The following is a 22,579-nucleotide window of genomic DNA, read 5'->3' as shown; positions in this document are numbered from 1 at the left end:
TTCGGCGAACCTCCTGGGACAACCCTCAAAGAACCCACGGCGCCTCCGGCGCAAAGAACCCACAGCGCCTCCGGCGCAGTGCGGGGACCCCTGGCGCCGCCGGAAAATAACTTCAAGTTTTGATCTTGGTCTTGCCGGTGCGATGCGCGAGGCCCGCCGCGGTGGGTACGGTGATCGGTATCCGCGGATCAGACGGTTCCTCCCGACCGTTTCGCGTCGTCGTGCAGCCCGCCGACGAACGACTCCGCGACGCTGACCTGCTCCCGAAGCGTGGAGAGTTTTTCCTCCGCGAGTACCACCCAGGTGCCAAGCCGCTCCTGGAGCTCGGCCCGGACGCCCGCGGCGAGGTCGGGCTCGGCGAGCTCATCACGAAGGGCCAGCAGCGACCGTATCTCCTCCAGGGTGAACCCCAACGGTTTCATCTTCTTGATGAGGAGCAGCCGCTCGATGGCGTCGTCGTCGTAGAGACGAAATCCCCCTACGGTCCGACCTACCGGCGCGAGGAGCCCTGACTCCTCATAGTAGCGGACTGTTCGCAGGGAGAGGCTGACCCGCTCCGCAACGTCCCCGATCTGGTAAACGTCGCCACGGGTCGTGTTCGATCCCGAAACACCACGGCGCTTGGTGGACAACTCGGCCCTTACGTTAGGGTAGATATTGGACGACCGGACCGGACGATTTTGGGCAACCGGACCGGACGTCAGGCAGTCGACTGTACGTCGCTCGGCGATGTGGCGCCCCCTTCGCCGAAGCGGGCGGGACGGGGGAGTGCGGGGCGCCCGAGCGTGCCGTCCGTCGTCCGGTACCGACCGGACCGCGTTGCCGGAAACGTGAGATGCGTCACGTCGGAGCCGTCGCGCTCGCCGATGCGGCCCCGCGGCCGTGTCCACGGCGTCCACCCGGCCGGCCCCGCGTTCGTATGGACGCGCACGTTACCGCGGCCCCGACGAACATGGCGCCGGTCCGAACGGGAGGAGGGTGGGTTGCCGGGGCGGGTGGGAAGGTTGTCGTAGGCTGGACATATCGTCTGTGCCGACAGGGCTGAGCCGATCGAGGTCGATCCGGTATCAAGGTTGACCCGTATTAAGGTCGGCTCGGCATCAAGATCGATTGGGTATCGAGGTTGACCCGCTGCCGGCGCCTGCGGACCGGGGCATCGCCGGGCGGAAGCGTCGTGTGGAGCGGGGCCGGGCCGGACGGTAGATCAGGGCCGGATCGGCCTCGCCGTGTCACGTCGTCGGATCCCAACCATCGGATCCCAACCAACCGAGAGGCACAGGGACGCACCCCATGACCCTCGCGCCGTTGCTCGACGCGCTGATCGCCCGTCCCGGCGGGGACCCTGCCCTGGGCCGGGCGATCGGCGCGGTCGGTGAACCGGTCCTCGACCTCGCTGGTCCCGCGGCGTTGCGGCCCTTCGCCGCCGCGGCCCTGGCGGTCGGGGCCGACCGGCCGGTCCTCGCTGTCGTGGCTACCGGCCGGGAGGCCGAGGATCTGGCGTCGGCGCTCGGCAGCCTGCTCGGTCCCGATGTGGTCACGGTCTTCCCGAGCTGGGAGACCCTGCCCCACGAGCGGCTGTCCCCCCGGGCTGACACGGTCGGGCAGCGCCTCGCCGTGCTGCGCCGGCTCGCGCATCCGGCGAGCACCGGTCGGCCGCCACTGCGGATCGTGGTCGCGTCGATCCGTGCGGTGTTGCAACCCCAGGTGGCCGGGCTCGGCGAGCTCGCACCGGTCACCCTCGCCGAGGGCGATACGGCCGACCTCGACGGCGTGGTGACGCGGCTGGTGGACATCGCTTATCACCGGGTGGACCTGGTCGAGCGGCGCGGCGAGATCGCCGTGCGCGGCGGCATCCTCGACGTCTTCCCGCCCACCGAGGAACATCCGCTGCGGGTCGAGTTCTTCGGCGATGAAGTCGAGGACATCCGCCGGTTCTCCGTGGCGGACCAGCGGGCGCTACCGGAGGATGATGGCGCGACCGGTGGTGGCCGTGTCCTGTTCGCGCCGCCGTGCAGCGAACTGCTACTGACCGCGCAGGTGCGGGCGCGGGCCGCGGACCTCGCGACGCGCCACCCGGAGCTGCTGGACCTGCTCGACAAGATCGCCGACGGCATCCCCGTGGAGGGGATGGAGGCGCTCGCCCCGGTACTCGTCGACGCCATGTCACTACTCCTGGACGATCTGCCGGCCGGCACCCACGTGCTGGTCTGCGATCCCGAACGGGTCCGTTCGCGGGCGAGCGAACTGGTGCGCACGAGCCAGGAGTTCCTCGACGCGTCGTGGAGCGTCGCGGCGCTGGGTGGCGGCGCGCCGATCGATCTCGGCGCGGCCGCCTACCGATCGATCATCGAGGTCCGCGAGCGTGCGGAGGATCTCGGCCTGCCGTGGTGGTCGGTCACTCCCTTCATGTCGACCCCGGCAGGCAGCGACCGGGAACCGGCGGGCACCGGGCTGACGGGCGCCGCCTACGACGGGACCGAGTACGGCGACAACTACGGCGACAACTACGGCGACAACACGGTGGTCGCCAGCCTCCGGCCCGCGCCGATCTACCACGGGGACACCGCGGCGGTCATCGCCGACGTCAAGGGCTGGCTCGCCGAGTCCTGGCGAGTGCTGCTGGTCACCGAGGGGCACGGTCCGGCGCAGCGCCTGGTGGAGATGCTGCGCGACGCCGACCTGGGCGCCGGCCTCGCCGAGGAGGCCACGCTCACTCCGGGCGTCGCCATAGTCACCTGCGGTCGGCTCGCCACCGGCTTCACCAGCGATACTTTGCGCCTCGCCGTTCTTACTGAAAGCGACATCGCGGGTGCCCGCGGGGTGAGCACGAAGGACATGCGGCGCATGCCGAGCCGGCGGCGCAAGGGCATCGATCCGCTCGCCCTGCTCCCCGGGGACATGGTGGTCCACGACGCGCACGGCGTCGGCCGCTACGTCGAGATGGTCACCAGGACCGTCGCGGGCGCCAAGCGGGAGTACCTTCTGCTGGAGTACGCCCGGGGCGACCGACTGTATGTGCCGACCGACCAGCTTGAACAGATCACCCGGTATGTCGGGGGTGACGCGCCGAGCCTGGACCGCATCGGCGGCGCCGACTGGGCCAAGCGCAAGAGTCGGGCCCGCAGAGCCGTCAAGGAGATCGCCGGTGAGCTGATCCGGCTCTACAGCGCCCGGATGGCTGCTCCCGGGCATGCCTTCGCTCCCGACAGTCCCTGGCAGCGTGAGCTGGAGGACGCCTTCCCGTTCCGAGAGACACCCGATCAGCTCGCCGCCATCGACGAGGTCAAGGCCGACATGGAGAAGCCGGTCCCGATGGACCGGGTAATCTGCGGCGACGTCGGCTACGGCAAGACCGAGATCGCGGTGCGGGCCGCGTTCAAGGCGGTGCAGGACGGCAAGCAGGTCGCGGTGCTGGTGCCCACGACGCTGCTGGTCCAGCAGCACTTCCAGACCTTCTCCGAGCGTTACGCCGCATTCCCGGTGGTGGTGAAGGCGATGAGCCGGTTCAACTCGCCCGCCGAACACAAGGCGGTGCAGGAGGGGCTCGCTACCGGCAGTGTCGACGTGGTCATCGGCACCCACCGGCTGCTGTCCGGGGAGAACCGCTTCAAGGATCTCGGCCTGGTGATCGTCGACGAGGAGCAGCGCTTCGGTGTCGAGCACAAGGAGCAGCTCAAGAAGATGCGCACGGCGGTGGACGTGCTCACGATGAGCGCCACACCGATCCCCCGCACGCTGGAGATGTCGATCACCGGCATCCGGGAGCTGTCGACCATCGACACTCCGCCCGAGGAGCGGCACCCGGTGCTGACCTCGGTCGCCGCCTACGACGCCCGTCAGGTGGCCGCGGCGATCCGCCGGGAGCTGCTGCGCGAGGGGCAGGTCTTCTTCATCCACAACCGGGTGGAGACGATCGACCGGGCCGCCGCCCGGCTGCGCGATCTGGTTCCCGAGGCGCGGATCGCCACCGCCCACGGCCAGCTGCACGAGGACGCGCTTGAGCAGGTCATGGTCTCCTTCTGGGAGAAGAAGTTCGACGTGCTGGTCTGCACGACGATCGTGGAGTCGGGCCTGGACATCTCCAACGCCAACACCCTCATCGTCGAGCGGGCCGACGTGTTCGGCCTGTCCCAGCTGCACCAGCTGCGCGGCCGGGTCGGGCGGGGCCGGGACCGGGCGTACGCCTACTTCCTCTACCCGCCGGACAAGCCGCTGACCGAGACCGCCCACGACCGGCTCGCCACGATCGCCCAGCACAACGACCTTGGTGCCGGAATGGCCGTGGCCATGAAGGACCTGGAGATCCGGGGAGCGGGCAACCTGCTCGGCGGCGAGCAGTCCGGGCACATCGCCTCGGTCGGGTTCGACATGTACGTGCGGATGGTCGGCGAAGCGGTGGCCGAGTACCGCAGGGAGGGGGTCGAGGAGCCCCCGGAGGTCAAGGTCGAGCTGCCGGTCGACGCGAGCCTGCCGCATGACTACGTGCCGAGCGAGCGGCTGCGGCTGGATGCCTACCGGCGGCTGGCCGGCGCCGCCACGGACGCCGACATCGACGAGGTGCGTGGCGAGCTCGTGGACCGGTTCGGTCCGGTGCCCGAACCGGTCGAGAACCTGCTGGCCGTCGCGGGCCTGCGGGTGCTTGCCCGGCGCTTCGGCGTCACGGAGATCATCACCGCCGGTCGCCAGATCCGGTTCGCTCCGCTGGAGCTGCGGGAGAGTCAGACACTCCGGCTGACCCGGCTCTACCGGGGCGCCGTGGTCAAACCGGCGGTGCGGACCGTACTCGTTCCCGCGCCGACCGAGACGGGGCGCATCGGTTCCCGGCCATTGCGGGACCGGGCCCTGCTCGTCTGGGTCGGCCAGCTCCTGCATGCGGTCGCGGGCGACTCGGTCGCCGCCGCGGCGGCCTCGATCTGACTCCTGGCGTAGGGCGCCGTACCGTACGCCACGCTGAGCGGATACCGTCTCGGCTCGTGAAGCTTTCCCGTCTCCTCGCCGGTGTCGGGCTCCTCATGCTCGTCGGTACCGGGTGCACGACCCATGCCGGGGCCGCCGCCCAGGTCGGTTCGCAGACCATCGGGACCTCCCAGCTGCGCGGCATCGTCGACCGTGGGCTCAAGGCCGCGCAGACGGTACCGATCCCGCAGACCTCGCAGTCGGCGTCGCAGAGTCTCAACCGGGGTGAACTCCAGCGACGAACCCTGACCACGCTCGTGCAGCTCGAATTGATCTCCGGTGAGGCGAAGCGGCTGGGGATCTCGCTGACCGGCCAGGACATCGCGTCCTACTACCAGGCGTACGCGATCCTGCAGTTCGGCAGCGTGAAGGCGTTCGAGCAGCGAGCCGCCGCGGCAGGCTTCGCCCAGCAGGACGTGGCGACGATCGTCNGCTCGGGAGCGTTCGAGTCGGCGCTCGGGGACAAGATCAGCCCGGGTGTCCTCGCCTCCGACGCGGACACCCGCGCCCAGTACGACAGCATCGTCGATCAGATCGGGAAGATCCCTCTCAGCTACCGGCAGGCCAAGCCCTACCTGGCTCGGTTCCTGGTGGCGGACAAACGGGCGACGAAGGTGCGTCCGCTACTCGCGCAGGCCGAGTCCCGGGATCCCATCTCGATAAACCCACGATTTGGTACCTGGGACACGAAGCAGTTCGCCGTGGTCGCCGCTGAGGGCTCGATCGCCAGCAAGCCCGCGCCCACGCCGATCCTGGACCTGACCACCCGATCCTGAGCGGACGGCGACATGTTGATGCGGATCACCGTGGTCGTCACCAGCCCCCGGGTGGCACCGGGAATTCTCACGGCCCGGGCGTGGGATGTCGTGCGCACGGTGCCCGTCCTGACCGCGAGCCCCACGCATCCTCAGCTCGCCGCGCTGCGGGCGGCCGGTGCGACCGTCCTGATCGTCGATCCCGGCGATCCCGGCGATCCCGGCGGTCTGGCCGGCGCGGTGACCCTCATCCGGGCCGCCCTGCCTGATCCCGCGGCGGCCGAGGTCGCCTGGCTACCCGATCCGCTTGCGCCGAACATCCTCGACTGCCTCCTCGNCGAGGCGAGTGGATCCGGGGAACGCAACGATGCCGGCGTCGACGGGGTGACCGGGGTCGAAGTGACGAGCCTCGTGGCCACCAGGGAGCTGCCCGGCTCGAGCCTGTTGGACGCCGTCGCGGTCATGGACCGCCTGCGGTCGCCGGGCGGCTGCCCCTGGGACGCNGAGCAGACGCACACCTCGCTCGCACCGTACCTGGTCGAGGAGACGTACGAGGCGTATCAGGCGATCGAGGACGGCGATCTCACCGAGCTGCGCGAGGAACTCGGCGACGTGCTGATGCAGGTGCTCTTCCACGCTCGGATCGCCGCCGAGCGCGCCGACGACGGCTGGGACGTCGATGACATCGCGGCCGGTCTGGTGGCCAAGTTGATCCGCCGTCATCCGCACGTGTTCGGTGACGTGGTCGTGGACGGTCCGGCGAACGTCGTCGCCAACTGGGACGCGATCAAGGCGGTCGAGAAGGGGCGCGTCTCGGTGACCGAGGGTGTCCCACTCTCCCAACCGGCGTTGTCCCTCGCGGCCAAGCTGCTGAAGCGGGCGGCCGGCATCGGCGTCCCGGCGGATCTCGCGCTGACCGGGACGGCCGCGTGGGGTGTGACCGACGCGGGCGATCGGGTCACCGAGATCGCCGCCACGGCCGCCGTACTGGCCCGGTCGGGCACGGCGGGGGNCGACCTGATCGGTGATCTGCTCTTTNCCGCCGTCGCGCTCGCCCGGACGGCCTCCGTCGATCCGGAGCGGGCCCTTCGGGCGACCGCCCGTCGCTTCCGGGACCGGCTGGCCGCCGTCGAGGGCACAGTCCGTGCCGAGGGCGCCGATCCGGCTTCCCTGTCCGACACCCGCTGGCGCGCAATCTGGCGGCAGCTACCCGGGTAAGCACCGATCACCGGCGCCCGATGCCAGGGAGTACCGGGTTGGCGAGCCTGATCGTGGGCGGGGCGTCGTGGCGGGTGCCGCGCTGGCCGGGCTTCTTGACCGGGTACTGGTTGTGGCGGGCGCGGCGGACGCGGCGGACGACGCGGGGTCTAAGATGCCCGTCTTCACCGCCGTGCCCATCGTGCTGAGGACTGCTGTCCGCCCCACGCAAGACCGTGTCCTGCGATACCCCCGCAGCCCGGGCCACCAGGCGAACAGGGACGAGCCAGCCCCGGCAGGGATCAGCCCCCAGGGATCAGCCCCAGAGCCGCTGGTACATCGCCGCCGCCGCGGGATTGATGGTGGGGTCGACCAACGAGGAACGGACGTTGTTCGGCACGGCATCGGGGAAGTACGCCTCGTAGGCGAGAATGTCCGCGTTACGCACAAACGTCTCGTGCATCTTCTCTATATAGACGGGGTTGTCCCCACCCGCGGCCCCGACCCGACCCGCCTTGGTGCCCTGCTGGCTGACCACGCCCCACTCCGGCACCGAGAACAGCTTGTGATGGATCCGCGCAAAGATGATCNCCTGACAGAGACCGCCGGTCTCGTTGCACTGGTTGTCGAAGTCAGCGTAGGTCGGGCTCGGCGGGTACTGGTCGTAGCTGTCGACCCCGATGACGTCGACGTACTGGTCACCCGGGTAGAGATCGAAGGCGCCGACCGACGTGGTCGAGCCGTGGGCGTTGAGGTTCCAGTCGATGCGGACCCGCGGACTGGTAGCCTTGATCGCCGATGAGGCGTTACGGAAGCACTGCACCCACTGCTGCGGGTCCGTGGCCGCCCACGCGAACCACAGCCCGTTGAACTCCCAGCCCAGCCGGACGAACGAGTCGCCCCGCTCCATGCTCACCAGCCAGCGGCCGAACTGCCGCCACTCGGCGTCGTAGCGGCCGGCCGCGCAGTCGGCGAGGTTGCCCTTCTCCGGCCCCTCGTCCGGAAAGAGCGGCTGGCTGATGACCCATGTGCCGGAGAACCCGGCGAAGGTCGAGGCGCCGCGACCGATCCAGGGCTCGACGATCGCCCGCCAGCTGGACCGCTCGGTGTACATGACGACGACGTCGTTGGGCCGGCCACGGAATTCCGCCCAGCGGTTCGCCTGCGCCAACGTGTGCGCGGCGACCCCCGTGGGAAACTCACCGGTCGTGGCGGCCCGCTGCACCCGGGGCACGGTGACCGGCGGCTGGACCCCCGGTGCGGGCGAGGGGCCGGAGCTCGGCGACCGCGCGGGCGGCGACTGCGGCGGGGGCTGCGACTGCGGGGCGGACGTCGGGCCGCCGGCCACCGTGTCCGTGGGGTGTCCTCCGGAGGACACCAGAACCCAGGCGGTCAGGGCGGTCACGACCGCGATCGAGACCGCGACAAGCGGGAGACGCGGGATTCGGCCGGCTCGGCCCCCCGGGCGCGCAGCGATCCAACCGGCGACGCGAGACAGACGACCCGGGCCAGGTTCACCGCCGCCGTCCGCCCGAACACGCGCGTCCGGCACCGGCCCGTCCCAGACCGGCACGTCCCGGGCCAGAACGTCCCGGGCCAGAACGTTCGTGTCCGGCGTGTCCAGCCTCTTCCCGGCCGGGGCCTGCCGCCCGTGCCAATGGAACACGGTCGTGGTGGCGCCGTCCGGACGTGCCCGCACCGGGTCCGGCCGGTCCCCGCCGGGGGCTGTGACCGGGCCGCCATCCGCGTCGCGAGGAGCGCCGTCGCGGCGGATGTGGACCAGCTCGGTGGGGGAACCCTCGCTAGGGGAACGGAGGATCCGCGGCGTCGTGTCGCTTCGGCGACGGCGCAGCGGGAGCAGCCGGGCGTCCGGCCACTCGCCCCGGGACGGGGTCGGCATGCCGGCGCTCCCACCGGCGGGCCGCCGATCGGCCGAACGGGGCGGGTCCGTCTCGGAGTGATGCACCGTGCCGTCCTGGTCCGAGGATGGCGATCCGGCCACCGGCCAGCGACCAGCGACCGGAGGGTCATCCGACCAGGAGCGCCCGCGCACCCGCATCACCCCAGTCGTACATTTCTATCTATAAAGTCATTTTTACTCATGTAGTGCAAAAGTGCGGCCAAGCGCGACACTCTCCCCGATCCGGTGGCTCGCAACGAGGTCCGCCATCACCGTCGACACCTGAGCCGAGGCTCGTTCGGTAATCCGAGAGTGATCGCTAAACAGTAACAACCACCGACGAAGTGCACCTTCGGCGGCCTCGGCTTATCACGCAGTGCAACGATCAGCCATCCGTAGACCAACCCTCCCGCTCCGAGAGAATTGTTCGACACGCGCACCCGACCCACCGAAACCGTCATCCGGTCCCGGAGCCAGGGAAGTCAGGGAAGTCAGACGCGTGGGAGGCCCGCGGGGCTGTGGGGTCTATGCCGCATACGCGGGTTCGTAGGGACACCGCCAGCCGGCAAAGGACCATACGGTACCGTTGCCACGGGTCACGCCCGCACGCACGTTCGCGGGCGAGCAGCGACGTCCTCACCCGCGTGGGAACGCGCCGCCCGCGCAGCCGGACCGCCCGGTGGCTGCCCCCACCGGTCACGACCAGCCGGCCCGCGGGACGGCTGCCCCGGATCACCCGGAGCGCGTCGCGGTCCCGCAACGACCAGGCCATTGACGCCCATCCGCCCCGAGTGCGTCCGGACCGGGGCATGAGCACGGGAGACGCAACAGCCTTGAGCATCGAGATCGCCCAGACCAGCGAGATTCCCGACGTGGCGGACATCCCCGTCGTGATCCTGTGCGGCGGGATGGGAACCCGGCTGCGGGAAGCCAGCGAGAAACTACCCAAGCCGCTGGTGGACATCGGCGGCAAGCCGGTGCTGTGGCACATCATGAAGACCTACGAGCACTATGGCTTCCGTAAGTTCGTGCTCTGCCTCGGCTACAAGAGCGATCTGATCAAGAACTACTTCCTCGCCTACCGTGCGCAGGTCGCCGACTTCACCCTCACGCTCTCCGACGACCACACCCCCCAGTTCCACAACACCGTGGGCGANGAGGCGTGGGAGGTGACCTTCGCCGAGACGGGCCTACTCACCGGAACCGGAGCCCGGCTGCGCCGGGTCGCCCAGTACCTGACCGGCCCGCGGTTCATGCTGACCTACGGCGACGGCGTGGGTGCCGTCGATGTCGGCGCGGTGCTCGCCGACCACCTGGCGTCGGGGCGGATCGGGACGGTCACCGGCGTCCGGCCGTCGAGTCGCTACGGCGAGCTGACCACGGACGGCAACGCCGTCACCCTCTTCGCCGAGAAGCCGCCGCAGACCGGCTGGGTGAGCGGGGGATACTTCGTCTTCGAGCGCGAGTTCATCGACAAGTACCTCGACGACGACCCGGCGCTGCTGCTGGAGCGTCACCCGCTGCAGCAGCTGGCCCGGGACAGCGAGCTGACCCTGCACACTCACGACGGGTTCTGGATGGGTATGGACACGTTCCGCGACTGGACCGAGCTGAACCAGCTCTGGGATTCCGGTGCCGCGCCCTGGCGTGTCTGGGCCGGCTGAGGTTCCGGACGGGTCCAGCGATGAGCGATTCCTCCCGCGGCTCCGGCGGTCCCGAGCCGAACGCTTCCCCCCTGAACGCTTCCCCCCCGAACGGTTCCGAGCCCGCCGACGCCGGCGAGTACGCGGCGACGGCAGGCGCCGACCCGGGAACGTGGCTGCACGACCTGGTCGCCACCCTGCTGCCCCCCATGCGCAGCATCACCGGGGACGGTGTCCGCACGACGCTCGCCACCGTCGCGCGGGCGCTCGGCCCGGAGCCCGCGCTCACGGTGCACGAGGTCCCCAGCGGGACACCGGTCCTGGACTGGACCGTGCCCCGGGAATGGAACGTCGCCTCGGCCCGGTTGACCGGCCCGGACGGCAAGACCGTCGTCGACGCCGCTGACAACCCGCTGCACCTGCTGGGGTACAGCACACCGGTCCGCGCCCGGCTGTCCCTCGACGAGCTGCGCCCGCACCTGTTCTCGATGCCGGACCGCCCGGACTGGGTGCCCTACCGGACCTCCTACTACACCGAGAACTGGGGCTTCTGCCTGACCGACCGGCAGCTCGCCGCGCTGCCCGACGGCGAGTACGACGTGGAGATCGACACCACCCTCACCGCGGGGTCGCTGACCTACGGCGAGATCGTGCTGCCCGGGACCACGGACGACGAGTTCCTCATCACGACCCACACCTGCCACCCGGCGATGGCGAACGACAACTGCTCGGGCATCGCCACGGCCNCCCTGCTGGCCCGCACCCTGGCCGGGCTGCCCCGCCGGCACACCTTCCGGCTGCTGTTCATCCCCGGCACGATCGGATCGATCACCTGGCTCGCGCGCAACCGCGACACCGTCGGGCGCATTCGGCACGGGCTGGTGCTGACCGGCCTGGGCGACCGGTCGGACCCGACCTACAAGCGCAGCCGGCGGGGTAACGCCGCCGTCGACCGGGCCGCGGCGGCGGCGCTCGCCGAGACCGGGCGGCCGCACCGGGTCGTCGACTTCTCCCCCTACGGCTACGACGAACGGCAGTTCTGCTCCCCTGGCTTCGACCTGCCCGTCGGCCGGTTCGGGCGCGGCCAGCACGGCGACTATCCGCAGTACCACACGTCCGCGGACGACCTCGACTTCGTGACCCCGCAGTCACTGGCCGACTCGTTCGCGATCCTGCTGCGGACGATCGACATCTGCGAGCGCGACCGCATCTGGCGCAACACCACCCCGTACGGGGAGCCGCAGCTCGGCCGGCGGGGCCTGTACCGCGCCATCGGGGCCACCATGAACCGCCAGGCGATCGAGATGGGCCTGCTGTGGGTGCTGAACCTGGCCGACGGCACGCGCAGCCTGCTCGACATCGCCGACCGCGCGGACCTGCCGTTCGACACCGTCGCGGCGGCGGCCGATGCCCTGGCGGGCGTCGATCTACTCAGCGACGTCACCAGCAGCGACGTCACCAGCGCCGCGCCCGCGGGAGCCCGGCGGTGACCGACACCGCTGTCGCCGTCGCCAACGGTGCGGGGAGCACCGGGAACAGCGGCCCGGTCTGGACGATCGTGCTGGCCGGCGGCGGCGGCACGCGTTTCGGCGGGCCGAAACAGTTCTTCGACCTCGGGGGTGAGCCCCTGCTCGCCCATCCGGTCGCGGCGGCGCGGCCCGCCAGTGACGGCATCGTCGTGGTCGTCCCCGCCGCCCTGATCGGCCACTGGTCACCGCCGGACGGAGTGCGGATGGTCGCTGGCGGCGCCACCCGGGCCGAGTCCGTCCGGGCGGGGCTGGCTGCCGTGCCCGCGGACGCCGGGGTCATCGTGGTCACCGACGCCGCCCATCCACTCGCGACTCCCGCCCTGTACCAGCGGGTCATCGACGAGGTCCGCGCCGGCGCCGACGCGGCCGTACCCGGGCTCCCGCTCACCGAGGTCGTCAAGGAGATCCGCTCGACGGTGCTCGGCAGCCCCCCCGACGACACCCCCCGGTTGGTCACCGGGGCCTCGCTGCCGCGGGAGACTCACCGGCTCGTGCAGACCCCGCACGCCTTCCGGGCGGACCTGCTGCGCTCCGTGCACGCGGAGGCCCGCGAGGCCGTCGAGGACTCGGCGATGGTTGCCGCGGCCGGCGGCCTGGTCGTGGTCGTCCCCGGCGAGCCGGCGAACATCCATGTCACCACGCCGGACGAACTCGCCATGGCCCGGCTGCTTCTCACCCATGTTCGTTCCGAGGGGGAACCTAATGAGTTCGGTACTGGTCGAATCCACGCTGTCCGATGACGAGCGGCGGGCGAGGCTCTACGCCGGCGAGCTGTTCGTCTACGCGCCCAGGCCCGCGACGCGGGAGTTCGTCGAGTTCAGCCGCACCCTGATCCGCGAGGCCTTCGGCGATCTCGACCCCGAGACGGCGCAGTACCACATGCCGGTCGAGGACTACGCGGCCCTGCTCGCCGAGCTGAAGCCACGGTTCATCCACCACCCCACCTGCAAGGAACTGCTGCCGGCGATTCTCGCCGAGCACGGCTGCGACCTGTCGAAGACCTACTTCGACGTGCCCCGGCTGCGGACCTCGACGTCGGACGACTACCTCACCTCGGGCATCGCCTATGCCTTCCACCCGCACCGCGACACCTGGTACTCGGCACCGTTCTGCCAGCTCAACTGGTGGATGCCGATCTTCGACATCGTGCCGGAGAACGCCATGGCCTTCCACCCGCGCTACTTCTCCCAGGGCGTGAAGAACGGTTCCCGCGACTACGACTACTACGAGTGGAACGCGAAGAACCGGGCCGACGCCGCGAAGCACATCAAGTCCGACACCCGCAAGCAGCCCAAGCCCGAGGAGGAGGTGGAGATCTTTCCGCAGACCCGGGTGGTCGCCCCCTCCGGCGGCATAATGATCTTCTCGGCGGCCCAGCTGCACTCCTCGGTGCCGAACAACTCCGGCCGCACCCGGTTCAGCATGGACTTCCGCACCGTCCACTTCGACGACGTGGTCAACCACGTCGGAGCGCCGAACGTCGACGCGGAGTGCACCGGCACGACCATGCGGGACTACCTGCGTGGCACCGACCTGAGCCGGATTCCCGAGGACATCTGCCTGACCTACGACACCGCGCCGCCGCGGGAGGACGCGATGCTGGTGTTCTCCCACCAGAACGCATGACGGCGGNCCCGAACGGATCCGGCGCGGGCGACCCGGCGGCGGACGAGGTTCCGCTCGCCGGGCGGGTCGCCGTGGTGACCGGTGCGTCGAGCGGCATCGGCCGGGCCACCGCGCTGCGGCTGGCCTCGGGCGGAGCCACCGTCCTCGCGCTCGGGCGCGACCAGACCCGGCTCGACGCCCTCGGCAAGGAGGCGAGCGGTCCGGGCACCCTGACGCCGGTGCGCCTCGACCTGACCGATGACGCGGCCGTCGTCGCGTTCACCGCCGAGGTCACGGACCGCTACAGCCGCGTCGATCATCTGGTGCACAGCGCCGGCGCCTACGGAAGCGCCCGGGTGGACGCCGTGTCGCTGGCCGATCTCGACGCCCAGTACCTCGCGAACGTCCGAGCACCATACGCGCTCACCCAGCGGCTGCTGCCGGCGCTGCGGGTCGCCGGGGCCGACCGCGGCGCCGACATCGTCATCGTCAACTCCACCCAGGGCATCCGGGCCGGCGCGGGCACCAGCGTGTTCGCCGCCACCCAGCACGCCATGCGGGGGTTCGCCGACAGCCTGCGCCAGGAGATCAACGCCGACGGCATCCGGGTGACCACCATCCATCTCGGCCGTACGGCGACCCCAAGGCAGGAGGCGATCTACGCCCGGGAAGGCCGTGAGTACGCACCCGAGCTGCTCGTCCAAGCGGCCGACGTGGCCGATCTCGTCAATTATCTGATCCGGCTCCCACCCACCGCGGAGATCACCGAGCTGCACCTGCGGCCGGCGAAGAAGAGCTACTGACGCACTCACGCTGCGCAACGACTCGGGGCCCGTGGGCGCGCCAGAGCCCACGGGCCCCGAGGCCCAGAAGTCCGCCGACGGCGCGGTCCCGGACTCGGGACCGGAACCCCGGGACCGGAACCAAGATCCGGAAGCAAGATCCAGGACCAGGACGAACCGGCCTCCGCGGCCGCGGCGGAGCAGGTCAGCGGTGTAGCGTCCGGGTCCCGGGTGGCCGAGGGCATGTGTCCGCCCCGCCCCGCCGGAATCCAGATCTGCACGGATACGAACCGATGGCGGTCAAGCCTGACGACCGCTATTATTCATCGCCCGTGCCGGGTTCGAAGAGCCCCCCAGCAGCTGGCTGCAAGGCGTGACGGAGACGCAACCATGCGCTCCGGAAACGGCACGGAGACCACCTTGCGAGACGGCACGAGGGCCCCGGATAGACTGAATCGCCCACGCCGTCCGCCCGTAGCGCCAGCTAGCCGACCTGCCGACGTGCGGATGGGCTTCCATCGCCGGACCCCCGTCGCCGGACGCGGCGCCCGGGAGCCCACTGACCAGGAACGGGGGGGACGGGAACCAGTGGTCACCACCACGCTCACGACCAGGATTCCACGGTCGTGGGTGATCCCGACCCAGGAGGCCGGCAGCGGGAAGTCGGTCAACGACGCCACCTTCCGGATGCTGACGATCCTGCTCTTCTGCGAGATCTTCCTGCAACGGATCGCTTTCCCGGTGGGCGGTTCACAGGTCCAGGTAATCCTGCCGATCACCTATGTCTGCGCGGCCTTGATGCTGCGCCGCGGAGGTCTGACGTACAACTCCAGCCGGGTGACCACCTACCTCGTCGCGATGACGGCATGTTCGGCCTCGGCACTCGTCTGCTTCCTCCGCGAGAAGGACGACACGTCCTTCACCTCATTGCTGCTGCTGCTGGCGACGTACGTGCCGTTCGTCCTCGGCCTGCGCGGCGCGGACGCCCGCGCTCTCCTGCCCCGGCTGCTGGACCGTTTTCTGATCATGATCACGGTACTCGCCGGTCTCGCGCTGTTCCAGTTCGCCATTCAGCTCGTCGGCGTTCCGTACACCGACGTCGTCAAGGACATCGTGCCGTCGCAGTTCCTGATGCATGGGTTCAACACGTCCTACCCCGTGCAGTACGGCTCGTCGTTGTACAAGTCGAACGCCTTCATCTGCCTCGAGGCGTCATTCTGCTCACAGTTCCTCGGCTTCGGTATCGTGGTCTGCACACTGCGCAACGGCGGCTGGTGGCGCATGATCATGTTTGTGCTGGCCATCCTGAGCACCGTTTCCGGCACAGGTCTGCTCCTGCTGGCCTGCGCAGGCGTCCTGCTGGCCGTTCACAAGGGCGCCCGATTCGCGCTCACCGCCCTGCTCGGAGTGAGCCTCGTGGCGCTGATCATCAGCTTCACCCCGGCATCGAGCATCTTCGCCGCGCGTGCTACGGAGACATCCTCATCGACGTCCAGCGGCAGCCTGCGCTTCGTCCAGCCGTACCAGCGGACCTGGGACGCGCTCGGCAGCGACCCGATGACGGTGGCGTTCGGCTCGGGGCCCGGGTTCGCCGACCGGGACGCGGCCGCGTTCTTCTACCGCACCGGACTGCCGCTGAACTACGCCCTCCTGCCCAAGCTGATCCTCGAGTACGGCGTCGTCGGGACCACCGCGTTCATCGGTCTGGTGGTGGCGATGTTCGTACGCGGCTCGCAGTCGTTCGTGCTCTCCGGGTCGGTGTTGATCTTCTATAGCGTGCTGTCCGGAGGCCTGCTGGCCCCGGTTGTCACCGGGCTCGGCCTCCTGCTCGTCACCTGGTTCACGGTTACCCCCGAGGAGACCGTCAGGCTCCAGAGGGATCCGGGAGCGCCGTCACCGCGGATCCCACCGGCTCCCGCACCGGGCCGGTCCTTCGCCTCGATCTGACCCAGCGCGCAGCAGGCGCGCGACCGCACGCACCACAGCGCACGGATGGCGCCATCCGCCCATACCGCCATCCCTGCCCGTGCTCGTCTCGCCTCTCGCCTCTCGCCTCTCGCCTCATCTTGGCAGGTAGGGCCATCGCGATGGCCGGAACTGGGACCGGGCGCCGGGACCAGACCCAGGGACCGGAGATACGACAAGAAGCCGCGACAAGAAGCCGGTACAACGAAGGAGCCGGGCGGTCAGATTACGCTGACCGCCCGGCTCGTCATACCGGCGTTGCGACGCCTGGAATCCAGGGAACCTCGGGGTCCCGGACCCTCGCGGCTACGGGCTCTCTAACGCTTGCCGGGGCGAGCGTAGCGGTCGGTGGCCTCCGAGTCCACGCCGCCGCCCCGCTTGCTCACCGCGGCCGAGTCCCCCACCGGGGAATTGGAGGTGATGGTGTCGACCGACGAACGACGCTCCGGGGCCGCCGCGACGGCCCGGCGGATGCCGGTCCGGCCGTCGTGCACGACGCCCACGACTCGCTCGNCGAGCGCCGGCCAGTCCCGCGGCACCTGCTCAAGCTCCTTGAGGCTGGTTTCGGTGGAGGTGATGACCACGACGGCGTCGGCCTGGATGGCGGAGGCCGCGGTCATCGGCAGCTCGGCCAGCGCCGAGGTGACGAGGATGACGAGGTCGACGACCGGCGCCCGGTCGGCGAGGATCGGGGCGAGGCCACCGGGCCGGGCGGCCCGGGCCGGCGACACGCGGTTGTAGAGGATGTGCCCCCGTCCGGTGCCGGACGAGCGTGCCAGGCAGGTCGGCTCGTGCGCCCAGCGAGGCAGCTCCCCGGAGGTCGCCCGGGGCAGTCCCTCAAGAACTCCCCGCACCTCGGACGACGGCGAGGTGTCCAGGATCAGGACGACGCCCTGATCATCGGACCATGCGGCGGCCACGGAGGCGACGAGATCGGCGGTCAGGTCCCCTCGCGACGCCGGGGNGAACGCGATCACCTTGCTCGTCGGGGACATCACCGCGGACATCGCCGAGACCAGGGTCTCGGCCGCGCTGGCGGTGGTCCGTCCCGGCTCCAGGACGGCGATCAGCGGCACGCCCAGGGTGTCGGATGGGTTGTGCGGGTCGAGGATGGTGGGCCGGCGCTGATACATGATCCAAATCGCCGCGATCGAACCGAGCAACCCGACGATCGCAGCGACCAGCGTGTTACGGAACAGGTTCGGCCCGCTCTGGCCTTCGGCGACGGGTGGCTCGGCCAGTTTGATCGACGCGCTCGCCAGCGCGGAGGCGGTACGGGCGGTGGCGATCTGCGTGTTGAGGTTCGCGATCTGCGTGTTGCGGACGGTGTTGTCGACGCTCCCGGCAATACCGGCTCCCTGGCCCGCAGCGGCCTGCTCCGCCACCAGCCCGTCACGAAGTTTGATCATGGCGCTGATATTCGCCTGGCTGTTGGGGCCATAGGTCGTCAAAAGCTTGCTGTAGGCATCCTCGGCCGACTTGACCAGCGCGTCCGCCGCCTGCTGGCTCGGGCCCGTCCCCTTGATGACGAAGAAGTAGCCCTCGTCGGACGGCGAGGTACTGAGCCGGGCGGCGACGTCCAGCTCGGGCAGCTTGAGTTCCTTCGCGATCTCCGCGACGGCCGCCGAGGACTGGGCGAACTGCGCCTGGGTCTGCACGAAGCGGGTCGCGTCGACCGAGTTGGCGCCGAGCGTACCCGAGTCCGTCGAGAGGAAGACCCGGGCACTCGACCGATAGGTCGCCGTCTGCGTCTTGGAGTAGGCGGCCGCCAGAGCCGCGAAGACGACCACGACGATGGCGACAACCAGCAGCCGTGGCTGGAGGATACGAAGCAGGGACGGGGCGGAGGGAGCCCGGCTGGTCTCGTTGCCCGCCTGCACGTTGCGACTCATGACGCACCCGCCACGGACTCGGAACGAGCGGACCGGGCCCGTACCCGGATCGGAGTGCCGGTGAGACGACGCAACGACTCCTCCAGCGGGACATGAAGCGAACTCAATGTGGCCCCCCACAGGAGCATCCGGCCCGTTTGCCGGACCACGGTCTAGATCTGACGGAACCGATTTGTGAGCATAGCCGATAGCGGATAGTAAACGGTCTATAGCTATGACTGACGCCGCGCGGATGCTCAGGTGCCCCGCCCACCACGCCGCGATCCGGTTCCGCGACCAGGCCGGCGAGGGCCGTGCTCCGGAGCGACATCCATACCCTCGACATCATCCACGGGATCCATTCGATGGTCAGATTCGCCAGCGTTCGACCGTCTCGACCGACGTGCGTCGCTCATCCCGGCCCGGCGCGGGCGCGGCAGCTCTCGTCNTCCCGGCCCCGCCGGGGCGGGGTCAGGCCCGGAGCCGCCCCGCGCCGCCCGCAGCGCGGCCTGCTCCGCGTCGTGCTCCCGAGCGAGTCGACGGAGCAGCACAAACCACACCGGCGCAATGGACCAGAAAGCAATGTTATAGCCGACGACCGCACCCCGCGCCTCCCCGACAAGCAACCCAATGATAGGAAAACCAAACAACATCGGCGCAAAGACCGCATTGACCCGAAATGTGATCTTGGCTTTTCCGAGTGCGTAGACCATGCAGGCCGGTCCGACCGGGACCGACGCGGCCAGATAGTGCAGAATCGACAGCCCCAGGATGTTCCTGACGCCGTCCCACGAGTCGCCCAACAACGCCTGGCCGTAACGTTCCGGAAGGAGGTAGAAGATCAGGCTCCACGCCGTGCCGATGGCGAGGACGAGGGCCGAGAGAGCGTAGGCGGCGCGCTCCCGGGCGTGGCGGGTCATGGAGGNCCGCTTGGAGAACTCCGGCAACGCGAAGCTCACGACCCCCACCCCGACCACCGTGGTCGGGCCGAGCAGCGTGCGCGCACCTTGCAGGGCGCCCACCGTCGCCAGCGAACCCACCGCTCCGATCACCAGCAGCGAGGTCTGCATCGCGCCCTGGACGGTGATGAACTCCGCCGCCAGATAGGCGGAGTTCGACTTGTTCCTGCGGAGCCATCGAAGGGTCTCGCCGGGCGACGGCCAGAAGCCGGCCTGGGCTATCCCCAGCAGGGCCGCGACGAGAGCCGAGGCCCCCCAGGCGAGCAGCAGCGGCGGGGATGCGGTCACACCGCGGNGGATGAGCAGGAAGATCCCGAAAATCTGGACGACCGCCCAGACGGTGTCGTTGACGAAGGCGCCGAAGGGCTTCCCCATCGCGAAGAAGACATAGCGCCACGCATCCTGCAGCAGCAGGCCGGGCAGCACGAGGCCCATCGCCGACAACGACGACCCGACCGGGCCGCCGAGGAGCAGACCCGGACCGACGAACGCGATTCCCACGGCCACACCGAAGACGAACGACGAGCCGGTGGTGGCGGTGGCCGCCGCCCGGAAGTCGCTCCGAGTGGCACCCGAGTAGAACATGCTCAGCGGCATGCAGCTTCCGGCGCGGACCAGGCCGATGACGATGGAGAACAACGTGTACGCAATACCGAACGCGCCGTACTCGACGTCGCTGACCTGATGGGCGATCAGGAACGAGACCGCGGCGTTCGTCGCACTGGAGACGGCCTGGTCCGCCAGCGTCCAGATCGCCTTCGACCTGGCTCCGCCACGGCCGCCGGAACCCTCGCGGCCCGGACCCTCGCGGCCCGGACCCTCGTCGCCGGTCAGATCGTCCACCAGGCCGTCGGCCCCGTTACCGGGCCCCGGCCCGAAGGACGCGGCCGCGGCGGCCCGCTCGCCGCCGCCCGTCGCGGCGGGCCTTCGTCGACCGCGGGACCGCGCGGTGCCCGCCCCGGGAAATCGGCCGCCACGCCCGGCGGGGGGCGGCCGCGGAAAGATCTGTGTGCTCTCCGGATCGGTCTCGTCGGTTCGACGCGCCCGCCGGTCCGAGCGGCGATGCCGGGGAGTCTGCCCCTCGACCCGCCGGAGGAGCTCGGTCTTCTCCGCCCGCAGCCGGCGTTGCAGCGCGCTCAGGTCCATCGTGGCGGTGACGACGTCGGGCGGCTGGATCGCGGGCCCGGACCGCCCGGACACCGGCCCCGCGGGGCGGACCGGGTCGACTGGCGGTCTTCCCCCGGCCTCGCCCGACGGTTCTCCCGCCTTCCCGTCTCCCGCCTTCCCGGCCGTTGGCACCCGGCTCACGGAGATCTCGCCCGGGGAAGCGGTGGGCCGTTGCTCCGACGGATCGCCGTGGGGCCGCACCGGGCCGGTCCGCACGGTACCCGGGGGCGGGCGGCGGATCAACGGCAGTCCAGAGACCTTGATGGTCTGCTCGCCCGCCCCGGATTCCGGCCGCGGCGCCGGCGCCGGAGCGGGCTGCGGGCGGATCGGCCCCGTGGACACCTCGAAAACCTCGCCGGGTCGGCGGCCGCCACGGCGTTCGAACCCTTCGCCGAGACGTTCGGTCCGCTCTCCGGGACGCTGCCCGGTCGCCCGCGCGGGACGCTGGGATCGTGGCACGTACCGGGTCTCGTCAGGGGAACCCTCGGGTGGGGAGTCGTCCTCCCCACCCGTGGCTCTCAGGTCCACGTCGATGTCCGTCATACCCGCTCTCTCGACCAGCCCGACCGGCTCAGCCGGCCCAGCGAGCAGGGTCCGCACAACCGCGGACGGAAATAACGACGGCCTGAGACCACGATGGGTTGCCTACAGCACTACGGGCCGGGGAACCGGCACGATGAAGGAGCCACCGCGCGCGGCGTACTCGGCCTGCTGGGCGATGATCTCCTTCTTCACGTTCCACGCCAGCAGCAGCAGGTAGTCGGGCTGCCGCTCCAGCAGGACGGCAGGATCGAGGATCGGCAACCGGGCGCCGGGCAGGTACCGGCCCTGCTTGTGGATGTTGCGGTCGACGACGAAATCGAGCAGGTCGGTACCGATGCCGCTGGAGTTCAGCAGGGTCGCTCCCTTAGCCGCCGCGCCGTAGGCGGCGATGGTCCTACCGTCGGCGCGCAGCGAGNGCAGCAACGCCACCAGCTCGTCCTGCACGGCGCGGACGTCGTCGCCGAAGCTGGCGTACCGGTCGAACGTGTCGAGCCCGGCGGCCCGCTCGGCGTCGAGCACCGCCGCCACCGACTCGGCCGGGTCCGCGGTGGCGGTGTGCTGCATGCTCCACCGCAGGGTGCCGCCGTGCAGCTCGGGGAACTCCTGGACGCCGACGAGCGCGAGGCCGTGCCGGCGCATCAGGGCGTCGACCGCGATCGTGGAGAAGTAGCAGAAGTGCTCGTGGTAGACCGTGTCGAACTCGGTGTGGGCCAGCAACGCGCCGACCCCGGGGTTCTCGACGTCGACGAGGCCGCCGTCGGCGAGCAGGATCGAGAAGCCCTCGACGAAGCTGTTGAGGTCCGGGACGTGGGCCATCACGTTGTTCGCTATGATCACATCGGCCTTGCGACCCTCCGCGACGAGCTGACGGGCGAGCTCCGCGCCGAAGAACTCCTCGCGGGTCGGCACGCCCGCCTCCCGGGCGGCCGCGGCCGGGCCCGGGGTCGGCTCGATCCCGAGGACCGGGATGCCCCGCTCGACGAACGCCTTCAGCAGGTAGCCGTCGTTGCTGGCGACCTCGACCACCAGGCTGTCCGGCCCGAGGTTGCGGCTCGCGATCAGGTCGATCACGTGCTTCTCCGCGTGGCGGACGAGCATGTCGGAGAACGAGGAGAAGTAGGGATAGTCCTCGTCGAAGATCTCGGACGCCGGCAGCTCGTGGGTGAGCTGGACGAGTGCGCAGGCCTCGCAGAAGCCGACCTCAAGCGGGAACGACGGATCGGTCGCGTCGAGGGCGTCGGCGCGCACCAGGCGGTTGGCGATGGGGGTGGACCCCAGGGAGAGGAACAGGCGCGGGGCCGGTCCGCCGCAGGACCGGCAGGCGATTACCGCCGTGGCGATGCCGCCGGGNGCATCCTGCTTCTGGGTCGCCTGCTTCTGGGTCGCGTCGGCCTCGGCGGNGCCACTACCGCGCTGGGCCGGGGTTGCGGATGACATGCGTTCCCCTAGGTGAGGTGTCGACATCGATCTTCACGATCTGGTGGACGGGAATGGCTGTGCCAGTCGGCCGCGAGGCCGAACGAGAGGCCGAACGACATGATGACCGCACATCCGACCAGAAGGATGTGACGGTCCCGCGAACGACATGATCTTCGTGAAGCCGGGACGGGCCCGCCACGCCGCCGGGCGATCGCCGGCGAAGGCAGGAAGGAGAGCGCGGGCACCGGGCATGCGGGCACCGGTCATCGGCCGGACACCCGCCACCCA

14 protein-coding genes are annotated in these 22,579 nt (G+C 70.2%); 9 read left to right on the top strand and 5 right to left on the bottom strand.

The features are described 5' to 3' along the window. Positions 1–188: 188 nt before the first annotated feature. A complete protein-coding gene (locus ALLO2_RS13830; RefSeq protein ID WP_011438299.1) occupies positions 189–632 on the bottom strand; it encodes a MerR family transcriptional regulator in 444 nt (147 codons plus the stop codon). A 658-nt stretch (positions 633–1,290) separates the two neighbouring features. Between ALLO2_RS13830 and mfd the strand changes: the two genes are divergently transcribed. From mfd to mazG, 3 genes are all read left to right on the top strand, one after another. After that, positions 1,291–4,917 (top strand): transcription-repair coupling factor, encoded by a 3,627-nt coding sequence (gene mfd / locus ALLO2_RS13825; RefSeq protein WP_011438300.1) that lies wholly within the window; start codon positions 1,291–1,293, stop codon positions 4,915–4,917. 56 nt (positions 4,918–4,973) lie between these two features. Further along, positions 4,974–5,732, top strand: coding sequence for a SurA N-terminal domain-containing protein (locus tag ALLO2_RS13820; protein WP_035732524.1), 759 nt, complete (start codon positions 4,974–4,976; stop codon positions 5,730–5,732). A gap of 12 nt (positions 5,733–5,744) precedes the next feature. Then, positions 5,745–6,929, top strand: coding sequence for a nucleoside triphosphate pyrophosphohydrolase (gene mazG / locus ALLO2_RS13815; protein WP_035732523.1), 1,185 nt, complete (start codon positions 5,745–5,747; stop codon positions 6,927–6,929). A gap of 295 nt (positions 6,930–7,224) precedes the next feature. On the opposite strand, the gene ALLO2_RS13810 is transcribed toward mazG, so the two are convergent. Next, entirely contained in the window at positions 7,225–8,808 is a 1,584-nt protein-coding gene (locus ALLO2_RS13810) for a glycoside hydrolase family 26 protein (protein WP_232235091.1), read from the bottom strand. An 809-nt stretch (positions 8,809–9,617) separates the two neighbouring features. Between ALLO2_RS13810 and ALLO2_RS13805 the strand changes: the two genes are divergently transcribed. From ALLO2_RS13805 to ALLO2_RS13780, 6 genes are all read left to right on the top strand, one after another. Then, on the top strand, positions 9,618–10,472 hold the full coding sequence (locus tag ALLO2_RS13805) for a sugar phosphate nucleotidyltransferase (RefSeq protein ID WP_035732562.1): 855 nt from the start codon (positions 9,618–9,620) through the stop codon (positions 10,470–10,472). Between the two features lie 20 nt (positions 10,473–10,492). After that, positions 10,493–11,941, top strand: a complete 1,449-nt coding sequence (locus tag ALLO2_RS13800; protein WP_035732522.1) for a DUF4910 domain-containing protein — start codon at positions 10,493–10,495, stop codon at positions 11,939–11,941. Continuing rightward, entirely contained in the window at positions 11,938–12,720 is a 783-nt protein-coding gene (locus ALLO2_RS13795; RefSeq protein WP_011438306.1) for an IspD/TarI family cytidylyltransferase, read from the top strand. Before ALLO2_RS13800 ends, ALLO2_RS13795 begins: the two co-directional genes overlap by 4 nt. Continuing rightward, positions 12,683–13,606: a hypothetical protein gene (locus tag ALLO2_RS13790; protein WP_023840069.1), complete on the top strand. Its 924-nt coding sequence runs from the start codon at positions 12,683–12,685 to the stop codon at positions 13,604–13,606. Before ALLO2_RS13795 ends, ALLO2_RS13790 begins: the two co-directional genes overlap by 38 nt. Next, the gene (locus tag ALLO2_RS13785) at positions 13,603–14,388 is read left to right on the top strand and encodes an SDR family oxidoreductase (protein ID WP_035732521.1); all 786 of its coding nucleotides are present in this window, start codon (positions 13,603–13,605) and stop codon (positions 14,386–14,388) included. Before ALLO2_RS13790 ends, ALLO2_RS13785 begins: the two co-directional genes overlap by 4 nt. Positions 14,389–14,757: 369 nt before the next feature. Next, on the top strand, positions 14,758–16,314 hold the full coding sequence (locus tag ALLO2_RS13780; protein WP_011438309.1) for a hypothetical protein: 1,557 nt from the start codon (positions 14,758–14,760) through the stop codon (positions 16,312–16,314). Positions 16,315–16,649: 335 nt separating this feature from the next. On the opposite strand, the gene ALLO2_RS13775 is transcribed toward ALLO2_RS13780, so the two are convergent. From ALLO2_RS13775 to ALLO2_RS13765, 3 genes are all read right to left on the bottom strand, one after another. Next, positions 16,650–18,224, bottom strand: coding sequence for a Wzz/FepE/Etk N-terminal domain-containing protein (locus ALLO2_RS13775; protein ID WP_035732517.1), 1,575 nt, complete (start codon positions 18,222–18,224; stop codon positions 16,650–16,652). 236 nt (positions 18,225–18,460) lie between these two features. Beyond that, positions 18,461–20,872 carry a hypothetical protein gene (locus tag ALLO2_RS27945; RefSeq protein WP_035732560.1) on the bottom strand — a complete coding sequence of 804 codons (2,412 nt, stop codon included), beginning with the start codon at positions 20,870–20,872 and terminating at the stop codon, positions 18,461–18,463. Positions 20,873–20,974: 102 nt separating this feature from the next. Next, on the bottom strand, positions 20,975–22,309 hold the full coding sequence (locus ALLO2_RS13765) for a class I SAM-dependent methyltransferase (protein ID WP_035732515.1): 1,335 nt from the start codon (positions 22,307–22,309) through the stop codon (positions 20,975–20,977). Positions 22,310–22,579: the final 270 nt, after the last annotated feature.

Origin of the sequence: Frankia sp. Allo2 (assembly GCF_000733325.1) — a bacterium.
Classification (GTDB): Bacteria; Actinomycetota; Actinomycetes; order Frankiales; family Frankiaceae; genus Frankia; species Frankia casuarinae.
The sequence above is the reverse complement of the archived record's forward strand: the minus strand, read 5'-3'. Positions and strand labels throughout refer to the sequence as shown.